The sequence below is a fragment of the Stenotrophomonas sp. STEN020 genome, assembly GCF_056760195.1.
Map to the genome: position 1 here is coordinate 33,469 of NZ_JBRREI010000021.1, position 12,108 is coordinate 45,576.

The 12,108-nt window shown below is 61.2% G+C and carries 13 protein-coding genes; 4 read left to right on the forward strand and 9 right to left on the reverse strand.

What is annotated here, in order from left to right:
* Positions 1-301: 301 nt before the first annotated feature.
* From ACVOLZ_RS10855 to ACVOLZ_RS10875, 5 genes are all read right to left on the reverse strand, one after another.
* Positions 302-664, reverse strand: a complete 363-nt coding sequence (locus ACVOLZ_RS10855; protein WP_481516147.1) for a hypothetical protein — start codon at positions 662-664, stop codon at positions 302-304.
* 205 nt (positions 665-869) lie between these two features.
* Entirely contained in the window at positions 870-1,406 is a 537-nt protein-coding gene (locus tag ACVOLZ_RS10860) for a hypothetical protein (RefSeq protein WP_481516148.1), read from the reverse strand.
* A 13-nt stretch (positions 1,407-1,419) separates the two neighbouring features.
* A complete protein-coding gene (locus ACVOLZ_RS10865) occupies positions 1,420-1,977 on the reverse strand; it encodes a hypothetical protein (RefSeq protein WP_481516149.1) in 558 nt (185 codons plus the stop codon).
* Between the two features lie 138 nt (positions 1,978-2,115).
* The gene (locus ACVOLZ_RS10870; RefSeq protein ID WP_481516150.1) at positions 2,116-2,262 is read right to left on the reverse strand and encodes a hypothetical protein; all 147 of its coding nucleotides are present in this window, start codon (positions 2,260-2,262) and stop codon (positions 2,116-2,118) included.
* Between the two features lie 80 nt (positions 2,263-2,342).
* Positions 2,343-3,248, reverse strand: a complete 906-nt coding sequence (locus ACVOLZ_RS10875) for a LytTR family DNA-binding domain-containing protein (protein WP_481516151.1) — start codon at positions 3,246-3,248, stop codon at positions 2,343-2,345.
* A 154-nt stretch (positions 3,249-3,402) separates the two neighbouring features.
* Here ACVOLZ_RS10875 and ACVOLZ_RS10880 point away from each other — a divergent pair, with 154 nt between their 5' ends.
* Positions 3,403-4,596: an acyltransferase family protein gene (locus tag ACVOLZ_RS10880; RefSeq protein ID WP_481516152.1), complete on the forward strand. Its 1,194-nt coding sequence runs from the start codon at positions 3,403-3,405 to the stop codon at positions 4,594-4,596.
* 14 nt (positions 4,597-4,610) lie between these two features.
* Here the strand turns inward: ACVOLZ_RS10880 and ACVOLZ_RS10885 are convergent, their stop codons facing one another.
* Positions 4,611-5,315, reverse strand: coding sequence for a TetR/AcrR family transcriptional regulator (locus ACVOLZ_RS10885; RefSeq protein ID WP_481516153.1), 705 nt, complete (start codon positions 5,313-5,315; stop codon positions 4,611-4,613).
* On the opposite strand from ACVOLZ_RS10885, the gene ACVOLZ_RS10890 reads away from it, so the two are divergent.
* The gene (locus ACVOLZ_RS10890; RefSeq protein WP_481516154.1) at positions 5,300-6,238 is read left to right on the forward strand and encodes an ABC transporter six-transmembrane domain-containing protein; all 939 of its coding nucleotides are present in this window, start codon (positions 5,300-5,302) and stop codon (positions 6,236-6,238) included. The genes ACVOLZ_RS10885 and ACVOLZ_RS10890 overlap by 16 nt on opposite strands.
* A gap of 133 nt (positions 6,239-6,371) precedes the next feature.
* On the opposite strand, the gene ACVOLZ_RS10895 is transcribed toward ACVOLZ_RS10890, so the two are convergent.
* Entirely contained in the window at positions 6,372-7,499 is a 1,128-nt protein-coding gene (locus ACVOLZ_RS10895; protein ID WP_481516155.1) for a fatty acid desaturase family protein, read from the reverse strand.
* Between the two features lie 3 nt (positions 7,500-7,502).
* A complete protein-coding gene (locus tag ACVOLZ_RS10900) occupies positions 7,503-8,555 on the reverse strand; it encodes a ferredoxin reductase (RefSeq protein ID WP_481516156.1) in 1,053 nt (350 codons plus the stop codon).
* A 93-nt stretch (positions 8,556-8,648) separates the two neighbouring features.
* Here ACVOLZ_RS10900 and fabR point away from each other — a divergent pair, with 93 nt between their 5' ends.
* Entirely contained in the window at positions 8,649-9,311 is a 663-nt protein-coding gene (gene fabR, locus ACVOLZ_RS10905) for an HTH-type transcriptional repressor FabR (RefSeq protein WP_481516157.1), read from the forward strand.
* A 359-nt stretch (positions 9,312-9,670) separates the two neighbouring features.
* Here the strand turns inward: fabR and ACVOLZ_RS10910 are convergent, their stop codons facing one another.
* On the reverse strand, positions 9,671-10,825 hold the full coding sequence (locus ACVOLZ_RS10910; RefSeq protein WP_481516158.1) for a DUF1615 domain-containing protein: 1,155 nt from the start codon (positions 10,823-10,825) through the stop codon (positions 9,671-9,673).
* Between the two features lie 47 nt (positions 10,826-10,872).
* Between ACVOLZ_RS10910 and ACVOLZ_RS10915 the strand changes: the two genes are divergently transcribed.
* Positions 10,873-12,066: a GGDEF domain-containing protein gene (locus tag ACVOLZ_RS10915; RefSeq protein WP_481516159.1), complete on the forward strand. Its 1,194-nt coding sequence runs from the start codon at positions 10,873-10,875 to the stop codon at positions 12,064-12,066.
* Positions 12,067-12,108 lie beyond the last annotated feature (42 nt).

The window sequence follows — 12,108 nt, forward strand, 5'->3', positions numbered from 1 at the left end:
ACCAACGGCCACAACGGGGTTGAAGAATCAATCACTCCGCTCTTGATCGTCGCCTCCGTCACCAGACAGCACAACTCAAGCCCCCTTGCTCGGGACATTGTGCCGCGTTTCGGCAGCCTGAGAGACGAGCCCTGGCCGCATCCGGAGCGCCGCCATGCGCAAGCCCCACTACTGAATTTGATCGACTGAAACAGCCCAAAGCGATCAACAAACCGACGCTGATCAACAGAGCGAAAAGCGACAAGCGACCAGGAGCGGATCTTGGACTATCCAGAGACTCCTCGACGATTCACTCCCGCCCTTACATATAAGGGCGCGCGCTCTCGATATTGTGTGAGCACATTTTTACCAGGTACTCGGCTCCTCCGCCCTTGATTGTTCCCCCCGGATACCGCGAGGGCTTGAAACCAATAATGTAGCTATCGTCGCCAGTACGGATTTCAATCTGATAATTCTCCATGCGCGAAAGAAACGCCCTCAAACCTTCTTGCGGCCCCACCCGCATGGTTCTCGACAGCTCTTGGTCGAAGTGTTCATAAGCAACCCGAAGCGCCGAAGAAACATCATCCGCATCTGCATCGCATCCATTTTTGCCATTGGCCAACGGCGCGACACTTGCCACCATCGCCGCCATCACCAAGCTTGGTAAAAAGCAACTTTTCATCGAGAGCGTCCTCTTAAAAATAGATCCGCACCTCTCATTGAATCGCACAAACCTGCCAAAACTGCAGACATCCAGCATGGACCGGACAACGCTCTTCGGCCAGCAACCAACGCTCACCGTGTCATTCGAGGTTCGCGCCTTTTACTGGACACCAGGACATGGCAGTCCGGCCTCGGATGGATTCCCCATCGCAGCGTCGCAAGAATTACAGCTCCAGCACATAGACAACGGCCTCCTCGCCAAATTCCAGCTCCATGGTTTGCCGAACGAGCCCGGGAACGGCGTACCAAGATTTCCCGGCGAAAGCGTCGAGACCTGCAGAATCGGCTTCATGCGTCAGCCACAAAGTCTCAGCACGACTCATTCTGATTTTTTCATCCTTCAATAGAGCCCGCCTGTGCCTCTTCATCAGAAGTCGCAGGTCTTTGACCGTCAAGATCCCAAATCTACCGAGTTCAGAGGGCAACTCGTCAAGAGTAGCTTGGCTGTAGTCATTCCGGCGGCGAAACAGCGATCGAACCACCTTGTAAATGGTCTGCGCATCCAAGGATGCCAAGTCGACTTTTGCGCGAGCACGTTGATGCCTCATCAGCCAGCCCCATGCTCCGGATGAGCCAACCAGTGGTGCACCACACAACCCTTCGCCACCTCTTGATACTGTTTGACCTTGAGACTGCAGGGTCCGGCGAGGACGCGACGCCTTGCCGCCCTCGGCGATCGGATCGGAAGCAGTAACCAGCATAGGCAAGCTCGCACTAGCAGCCCTCCGGCACAGATGAGCGGAGCTTTGCTGATTGTTCGGCCGGCTCGACCCTTACCAACACAGCCCGCGCCCATGGGGCATCGCACTCGACCCCGACGACATACTGTTCAATCAGGAAGCGTCCGGATATCCGGACATGATTCACTCGGCGTTCCAGCAACTTACGGACAGGTTCATCGCCAGCTGCGATGCGGAGCGCACTTGGTCCATTTAGCAGCTCGATCGAACGGACTTCGTATCGGTGGAAATATCCCGGCTCACGTAGGAAAAAATGAGGCAAGCGAACGATGGACTCAGTATCCGGAACGAGGACGAAATCCGGCTCTTTGTAATTCATGTTGGTTGCGCCATCAGGACCGGGCCAACGGCCAATCACTGTGCCGGACACCCAGGCTTGCCCAGCAAACTTCGCATGAAGATCGTTGCCACGATGCAGCTCAGTGAGAGTCAGGTCCGAGCCTTCAGGATGGACAAGATGCATGCGCAGGTCCGCTGCCGACGCTCTGGCGCTAGTAGAGAGAATCAGTACGAGCAAAACGAAAGTTTTCATGCGGCTGATATACCCATAAGCGGACCAGAGGTCTTGGTTATGCGTGTTGCCGCTAGCCTACCTCACCACGGCCTGCCCTTTCGAGGACGATCGATCACAGGGGTTGGATCTGCCTGACCGGCCAATTTGTAACGGGACTCAACGTTTGAATCCAGGCCATGCCCGATTGGCTTCCATCATCGCCTGCATCGGGCCCAGCAATGGCCGATTTTCCTGGCCAAAGGCATCCCATGTGGCGAACAAAGCAAATGCCGCCAGTGTTCCTGCAAGAACGGACTTCTGCATTCTGTTTGCTCCGCTGGGATCTGCTGTTTGCATTGTGCCGTGTTTCCCCGACGGCCTGACGCCGCCCGCCCCTTGCCGACTCAGACCGTGGCGGGATCTTCCGTGGTGCTGCTCAACTTCGACTTCAGCGCCGGCAGGTAGCGTCTACTGCAAGCGACCTGTTTGCCATCGGCCATATGCAACAGGGCCTCACCGCCTTCCAGCGGCTCGATCGACACCAGATGTGCCAGGTTGATCAACCAACTGCGATGGACCCGAACGAAACACGCGGCATCCAGCTTCTGTTCCAGCGCAGCTATGGTGATCCGTAGCGGGTAGTCGTGGCCGCGCAGGTGCAGGTTGACGTAGTTGCCGGCGGCCTGCGCCCATTCGATATCGGCCGTTGCGATCAGGAAGTCGCGGCCCAGCTTGCGTACCAGCAGCCGCTCCGGATGATCGATGGGCTCCACCGGCGGCCCTTCATCAGGCTCGGCCAGCAACTGTGCCTCGCCTTGCAGACGTCGAAGCAGAAAGCGGTAGCCATCGATGCAGAACAGGATGGCGGCGTAGGTGCGCACATCCTTGAGGTATTCGTATAGCAGCTCGTCCAGCCAGGAGCCGACCTGATAGCGTTCCCCGACCACGGCATAGGCGAGCATCCTGATCCCGAACATGGCCAGCACGTGTAGCAGCGAGATCGGCACACTGGCCAGCAGGTACCAAGGCAGGCGTCGCCGCCAGTTGTCCAGATGCAGCGGCCAGCGCCAGCTGAACCAGACGATTGCTGGCACCAGCAACAGTAACCAGACCAGTCCACTGGAGAATTCCCAGACCCAGGGCTCCCACCATTCCATGGAGGGTGCACCGGAGCGGTTCGCATCCATCCAGGTGGTGATCGCATTGCCGCTGCAGTTGATCAACACCAGCAGCAACCAGAACAGCAGCTCCATGCTTTGCCGCCAGGGATTGGTACGATTCAACAGGGGCGGCGATGCGGCTTGGTTCATCTGCGCATTCTAGACGGCGCGGCGGTCGCAGCCGTCGCTGACCATCCCCAGATCGCCACCACTCGTCCCTTGGTGCCCGCAGGTCGGCCCTTCCGACCCTACGGTGTGCGCATCCGGAGCCGTAATGAAGGCCTTCTCATCCGCTGGACACGCAATGCACAGGCGCCACGATCTGGATTGGCTGCGGGTAATCGCCTTTGGCCTTTTGGTCATCTACCACGTTGGCATGTACTACGTGAGCTGGGACTGGCACGTCAAAAGCCCGGCCGCGAGCATTGCGCCGGAGCCATTCATGCTGCTGACCTCGCCGTGGCGGATGTCGCTGCTGTTCCTGATCTCGGGCGTGGCTACCGCCGTCATGTTCCAGCGCCAGTCTGTCGGCCTGCTGCGCCGCCGCTCCTGGCAGTTGCTGCTGCCGTTGCTGTTCGGGATGGCGGTGATCGTGCCACCACAGGCCTACTACCAGGTGGTCGAGCAGCTACCCGGCGGGTACAACGAATCCTACTGGGCGTTCTACGGCAAGTACCTCAGTGGTTACCAGGGTTTCTGTGACAGCGACGGCTGCCTGCGCGTCCCGACCTGGAACCACCTCTGGTTCCTGCCCTATCTGTGGAGCTACACCCTTCTGGCCTGGCTGTTGTGGCGGCTGTTGCCCAGCTCCGCATTGCAGCGCCTGCGCCAATCGACCGGTGTCGCCCTGAACGGCTGGGGCGCGCTGATTGTCCCGGTAGTCGTCCTAGCAGCAGCACGCCTGCTGCTGGTAAGCCGCTTCGAGCAGACCCACGCACTGACTGACGACTGGTACAACCATGCCCAGTACGCCAGCATCTTCCTGATCGGCTTCCTTGCTGCGTTCAACACCCGCTTCTGGGAATCGCTACAGCGCCTGCGTTGGCTATCACTGGCTGCTGCTGGAATCAGCTACGCCGCGCTCATCCACGTCTGGTATTTCTCCGGCTACAACGACGCGCAACCGCCGCCGCTGGAATTGCGGCTCGTCCTTCGGGTTGTCTGGGCGGTGGACCAATGGTGCGTGATCGCCGCCTTGCTGGGCTTTGCCTATCGTTGGCGCGAGGCCGACAGTCCGGTACTGCGCTACCTCACTCTGGCGGTGTTCCCGTTGTACGTCCTGCACCAGACGGTGATTGTCGTGCTTGCGCACAACCTCAAGCCGCTGCAGCTGAACCCTGGCACAGAGGCGGTCATCCTTATCGTGGCCACGTTTGCCTTGTGTCTTGGCGCCTGTGAATTGATCCGGCGCTGTGCACCGATGCGGCCGTTGTTTGGACTGCGCATGCAGCCTGCGGCAAGGCTGATCCAACCATCGGCAAAGCCCGTGAGGGACTGAGACGAGGGCCTCGATCAACCACGTGCCGTTGCAGTGCCGAGCAGCAGTTGGGCAACCTCGGCCAGCTCACTTTCCATCGCTGAGCGCTCATCGTCCGATCGCAGCAGCATCAGGTCGTTGGCATAGCCCATCGCCAGAGCGAACAGCTGCCGGGCCACACGCGTTGGCGACGCGCATTGGTAAGTACCCGCATCCACGCCGCGCTGCACTATTCCGGCCAAGAGGTCCTGCCACTGCTGGTTCACCGCCAGATAGGTCGCCGACAGCTTGGGGTCATGCATGGCCTCATCCCAGGCATCGAGCCACAACATCCAGGAGTCATCGTCGGTTGCCGGCAAACAGTCGCTCAGAAAGAAAGCGAGTGCTTCGTCCGGCGCCAGGGGTTGGACCGCTACCTTCACCTGCTCAAGCTGCTCGTTGGCGAAACGGGCGAATGCTTCGCGGCGGAGCTCATTCCAGTCGGCGAAGTAGTGATAGATGTGACTGCGGGAAATGCCCGCGTGGGCGGATATATCGCGTGTGGAGACATTGGCCAAGCCATTCGTTCGAAACAGATGCAAAGCCGCTTCAATGATCTGATCTCGACGGGAAGGAATGGCCAAACGACACCTATTGGGCAGAACTGAATGGAAAGCATATCGGCTCAAGCGATTGAGCGACCGCTCAAGTAGAATTGAGCGACCGCTCAATTCTACATCCCGACATGAACCGCATTCCATCTTCAGGGCCGCTCTCAGGTCCCGCCACCCAGATCGGGCAGCAGACTGCAGCAAGCACTCTGATTGCTCTGGCAAAGGCCTATCCGGGCCAGATCAGCCTGACTCTCTCGCTCGTCGCCGCGGAAAATGCACTTCTGCTCGCCTACCCGCTATTTGCCGGATTCGCCGTGGACTCGATCATCAAAGGCGATGTCTACAAGGCCATCTGGTACGCGGGCGTGGTGCTGTCGTTCTGGCTGATAGGCGCAGCGCGCAGGGCGATGGACACCCGCGTATTCACGCGAATCTACGCGGATCTGGCGGTTGGCGTGGTGCTCGCGCAGCGGCAGCAGATGCAGGCAACCTCCACGGTCGCCGCACGGGTTGTGCTGGCCCGCGAGTTCGTCGACTTCTTCGAGAAGCACGTGCCGATCATCACCACCGCGTTGGTATCGATGGTGGGTGCAGCGATCATGCTGCTGGTGATCGAGCCGTGGGTCGGCGTCGCGGCGCTGTCGGTACTGCTGCTTGGAATGACGGTGCTCCCCCGCTACGCGCGCCGCAACGAGCGCTTGCATGGACGTCTGAATGACCGGCTGGAGCATGAGATCCGGATGGTGGAGCGGGTCAAAGCCGGGACCCTTCTTCGCCACTACACCGTTCTTTCGCGCCTGCGCATCTGGCTGTCGGACCGGGAAGCCGGTGCGTTCCTCGTGGTTGGGACCGCCGCTGCTGCCTTGTTCGCACTAACCATGATGCAACTGGCCACCACCACGGACGTCACGCCTGGGCATGTATATGCGGTGATGACCTACCTCTGGACCTTCGTTACCAGTCTGGATGACGGTCCAACAATGGTCGACCAGCTGGCTCGGCTGAAGGACATCGGCAAGCGAGTGAATCCCGGCCTGGAAGATGCAGGATCGGAGCAGGCTGATCGCTAAGCTCGAGCGATGCAGCCACAGCCGGGAACTGAGCTTCGGACTGAGCCGCGCGTAGCACAACGCCAAAACCAGAGCGCGACGCACCCGTACGGGTAGCGTCGCGCTTTTCAGACCATCAGCAGACTCAACTGCCTCAGCTGGCTTCAGCCTGTGGTTCACCAACCAACGGCCGTTCCGGCGCCGGCTTGCTCGGGAAGGCATGGCGCAGGATCCGCCACATCACCTGCCCGAACTGGCGCGGCAGTGAGCCGGTGTTGTAGTGCTGGCCGTAGCGCGCGCAGATGTCCTTCACTTCCACCGCCATCGCCGCATAGCGGTTGGCCGGGATATCCGGATAGAAGTGATGCTCGATCTGATGGCTGAGGTTGCCGGTCATCACGTTCATCAACTTGCCGCCGGTCAGATTGGATGAGCCGCGCAGCTGGCGCAGATACCAATGGCCGCGGCCTTCGTTGCGGATGCATTCCTTGGGGAAGGTTTCGGCATCGGCGGTGAAGTGACCACAGAAGATCACCACATAAGTCCAGACGTTGCGGATGATGTTGGCCGCCACGTTACCCAGCAACACCGGCAGGAAGAACGGGCCAGCCAATGCCGGGAACAGCACGTAGTCCTTCAGCACCTGCAGCATCACCTTGCGCCCAACCGGACGCGCCTGGTTCCAAAGCTGCTTGAGGGTCATCTTGCCGACCAGAACGCGGCCGATGCGCAGATCCTGTATGGCGATGCCCCATTCGAACAGCAGCGCAAACACCACCGCCACAAATGGCTGGGCGAGGAAGAACGGATGCCAGCGCTGCTCCGGGAAAATCCGCAGCAGGCCGTAGCCGATGTCATCGTCCAGCCCGCGCACGTTGGTGTAGGTGTGGTGGCGGAAGTTATGCGTCTTGCGCCAGTTTTCCGAGGTGCCAGCGATATCCCATTCGTAGGTCTTGCCCTGCAGCTGCGGGTCGCCCATCCAGTCGTACTGGCCATGGATGACGTTGTGCGCCAGCTCCATGTTTTCCAGGATCTTGGACAGCGCCAGTAACAGCACACCGGCAATCCATGCCGGTACCAGCACGACGTGCACGAATGCGCCAAGGAACAACAGCGCACGCCCGGCTACGCCGGTCCAACGCACCGCCGCCACGATCCGACGGATGTAGCGCGCATCGCTGGCACCGAGCAGGGCTTGATGTCGCGCCTTCACGGCGTCGAGTTCATCACCAAAGGTCTGCAGCTCAGCGGGAGACAGCACGCGGTTGTACACGGAGGACATGACTTACAACTCCAGGATCAAATCGGTACTGGCGCTGTTGACGCACAGTTTGAGCGGAACAGACGGCTCGCTGGCGTAGTCGCCGGTCAAGGTATGGCGGGTGATGCCCGAGGTTTTCCCGCAAACGCAGGTATTGCAGATACCCATGCGACAGCCGCTGGCCGGCTTGATACCTGCTGCTTCAAGCGCAGGCAACAAGGCAACGCCACGCGGCACGGTGAGCGTACGGCCGGTTTTGAGCAGCTGTACCTGCACACTGCCCTGCTCCACTGCGGCCAGCTGCGGGACGCTGAACGCCTCGCTGTCGAACTGCGCCACCTGTGCCTGCAGGCGTGTCCGCGCAGCATCCACGAAACCACCCGGACCGCAGGCAAACACATGCGCTGCGCCCAGATCGCCGAGACCGTCGAGGTCATAACTGCCCACGCGCGCCGCGGCCTCACCGGTCACCGCCAGATGCAGACGGAACGACGGGTGACGCGCGGCAATGGCTTTGAATTCGTCAACGAAGCACAGCTGCTCGCGCTGGCGCGCCCAATAGATCAGATCGACCGCGCCCGGCATGCCCTGCGCGTCGAGCTGGCGCAGCAAAGCGCGCATCGGGGTGATGCCGCTGCCAGCAGCCAGCATCACCAACTTTGGTGCCGGGGCTGACGGCAGCAGCATTTCGCCGAAGGCCTGCCCCAGCGCAAACACCTCGCCGATGACAGCCTGTTCAGACAGGTACTGACTGAGCTTGCCACCGGCAATACGCTTGACAGTGATCGCCAGACGACCATTTTCAAGCAGGACAGGGCTGTAGCTGCGCGTGGTCAGGCGGCCATCCAGTTCCGCGCCCAGATTGACGTGCTGCCCGGCCTGCAGGCCACGGAAGTGGCGATTGGGCTGCAATTCCAGGGTGACGGCGTCGGCGCTGGCCTGGTGGCGCGCCACCAGCCGGGCCAATGGCCGCCGCAGCGTCCACAGCGGATGCACCCGGGTGGACCAGAAATCAAAGAAGCCTTCACTCAGCCACGGGATCGGCGGCGGCGAGGTATTGCGGTAGACAGCACTCATGTCGCGCACTATACGGCCGAGCATACGACTGTGTATACAGTTGTATATTGCCAGTACAGGCTATGATTCACGCACCTGACCGGCCCGAGCCCCATGACAGCACGCGAACAGCCCCTGCCCGCACAAGACGACCTGCACCCGGCGCGCAAGGCTTCCATCTCGCGTGACGACCTGTTGGCTGCCGCTTTATCCCTGATCGGCCCGCACCGCAGCGTGTCCACGCTTAGCTTGCGCGAGGTCGCGCGCGAGGCAGGGATCGCACCAAATTCGTTCTATCGCCAGTTCCGCGACATGGATGAATTGACGGTTGCACTGATAGATCTGGCCGGTCGCTCACTGCGCACCATCATCGGCCAGGCACGGCTGCGCGCGGCCGACAGCAATCGCGGCGTGATCCGCCTGTCGGTGGAAACCTTCATGGAGCAGCTGCGCGCCGACGACCGCCTGATGCACGTGTTGTTGCGTGAAGGCACTGCCGGCTCGGACGCGTTCAAACACGCCGTGGACCGCGAGCTGGGTTATTTCGAAGAAGAATTAAAAGCCGACCTCGTGCGGCTGGCCGCGCTCGATGGCGCCACCCTGCACGAACCAGCGCTCGCGGCCAAAGCCATCACCCGGCTGGTATTCGCCATGGGCGGCAGCGCAATTGATCTGCCCGAACAGCGCGACCCTGAGTTGATCGAAGAGATGTCGCAGATGATCCGCATGATCATCACCGGCGCCCGCGCCCTGGCGCGGCATCCGGTCAAGGCCTGATACAGGCCGACCGATTTTGTGGGGTTGTAGGAGCGGCGTCAGCCGCGAAGCTGGTGATCCGACTGATCACTGCTATCCCTGCACTTCAATGATGCCGGCTTCGCGGCTTACGCCACTCTCACAATGGCCTATTGGTGACGGTTCTGCCGAGCATGGCTCGGCACTACCGCTGCGTCTGTGGCCGTAGCGGCCATCTGCATCGGTGCAAAGATCCGGATTTTGTGGGAGCGGCGTCAGCCGCGAAGCTGGTGATCTATCCGATCACGGTTATTCCGGCACTTCATTGGTGCCGGCTTCGCGGCTTACGCAGCTCCTACAATCTGCTTATCGGCAACGCCCATGCCGAGCATGGCTCGGCACTACCTTTGCAGGCATTGGCGGTAGCGGCTGTCTACCCGGTTGGCGAACCACTCAGTGGTCAGTTCGCGGGTGATCTTGGGGCTGTCCAGGCGGATGCCCGGTATCAACGCACGTGGCAACGCCCTCCCCACACGCGCATCAGCCAACGCAAACACCTGCGAATGCAGCGCGCTGTAACTGAACTCCAAACGATCCGACTGCGCAAGCGCGCGACGTATCTCACGCTCATCCATGCCAAGTCGCGGCGCAAGCCTGCGCACTGCCAGCTCGGTCTGCCCCGGCTTGTCGATGGGCGCATCCGGCACCAGCAGATCGCCGTCCAGCGCCAGCGACGCGCCGGTCAAACTGCTTACCGCGCTCTGGAAAGCAGCATTGCGACTGGCGTAGCGGCCCGCGTTGTAATCGGCAAACCGATGCACCTTCTGCGTGTAAGGCGTCTGATAGTCGAGCAAATGGGCGATGCCGAAGTACACACCACCGCGCCGAGTGAACACTTCATCGCGGATGCTGCGCGCCACCGGGTACGGATAGCTCTGCGCATTGGCCTGTGCAAACGGAATGCTGACCTGCATCGCGCCGCCGGTCTGCACGGGATTTTTGCCGGCAAACAAACGCTGCCCCATCGGCACGCGGCCGATGATTTCTTCGTACAACTCACTCAGATCCCGTTCGCTGCGCACCCGCGCCAACTGCTCACCGTAGCTGCGGCCATCACTGCCCTTCACCTTCAAACCTGCGTCCACAAGCAACTTCGGTATATGCACAGCAGCGGCGCGACGGTCTATTTCACCGCGGGCAATCCGCGGCAGATTGGGCACCTCGGGATTGGCGCGGTAGCCGGACTCCTGTTCGATCACCGCCAGCGTTGCGCAGATGTTCTCGGCCGAGGCGTCGATGTGCTGCGCGTCCAAGGCCACGCGGATATCGCCCGCCCAGCCAACGCGATCAGCGACGGTCGCCGGAATGCGCCGGACGATCTGATCCTGCACCGTCGCCGGTGCCGGCCCAGGTGGAGCCGAAGGCAGCGTAGTGCAGGATGCCAACGCCAACGCCGCAAGCAGGCTCAGCAGTGCCTTCGCCGCCGCGCCGGCACGCGACCATTGGAAAACCACGCGCGCGCTGCGCCAACCATCGCATGTCGCCTGCCTGCCCATATACTTCGCACCCTCGCCTGTCCAAATCGTCGAACGTGGCTTGACCCTTGAACGCCACAGCTGAACAGTACTTCCCACTTGTGGTTCCCGCCACATCCCTGCTGTTGGGGTTGGCGCTACTGGCTGGCTGGCGTTCATTACGCGAGCACCGCTACCTGCTGTGGCTGGCCGCAGGCTACATCCTTACCGCCTTCCCGCTGGCCGCGCAGATCCTGATGGACAACGCCCGGCTGGCAACCTGGTCGCTGCTGACCGGTGCTCTGTACTGCGCGGGCAGTTGGGCCACCGCACAGGGCTTCGCGCTAAGGTCCGGCGGCAAGGTGCCGGCGGGGCCTGCACTGGCCATCAGCTTTAGTACGTTGTTCGCGTTGTTCTGCTTCTCCCAGCTCAATGACGTGCTGGGCGCGCGCATCGTCTTCCTCAACCTGGGCATGGGACTGCTGCTTGCCTTGGCATTGCCGGTACTGTTTGGCCGTGACCGAGCCGAGGCATTGTTCGAGCGATTGCTACGCCGGACCTACCTGTTGCTGGTGGTGTACGCGGTCCTGCGGCCCCTGCTGGCCTGGTTGTTGGCCGGCTGGTTCACCAGCAGCGGCTTGCCGCGCTCAGGGCTATGGCTGTGGATGTTGGCCTTCAACCTGCTGCTCAATCTGTGGCTGCTGTTTCTGCTGCTCGGCGGGCTGGCCCAGCAACTGATGGGCGAACTGCGCCATGAGCGCAACCACGATCCGCTTACCCTGCTGCTCAACCGCCGCGCCTTCTTCGAGATCGCCAACCAGCGCCTGCAACACAGTCCCAGCAACCACTGGGCACTGCTTGCCTGCGACGTCGACCATTTCAAACAGGTCAACGACACCTGGGGCCATGCAGCCGGCGACAACGTACTGCGACAGGTCGGTGTAGTGCTGCAGCAGATGACGCGCCCGGGCGATCTGGTCGCGCGCTTTGGTGGCGAGGAATTCGTGCTGCTGTTGCGCTGTGCTGATCTACCTACTGCCATCCGGATTGCTGAACGTATCCGCATCGGTCTCAGCGAGATGCGCTGCTCACCGGCGAAACAGACCATGACCGCCAGCTTCGGCGTCACCCTGGTGGTGGCAGCGGATGATCTGGAAAACGCACTGGAGCGCGCAGACCTTGCCGTGTACCGGGCCAAGCACGAAGGACGCAACCGGGTGATTGCCAGTCCATCCAGGGACCGCATCGATAGCCCTCATGCGAACCAGCAAGCCACGCTCTGATCTAAAGCTGCAGCTAACTTGGCCGTGGCATGTCTCTGACCG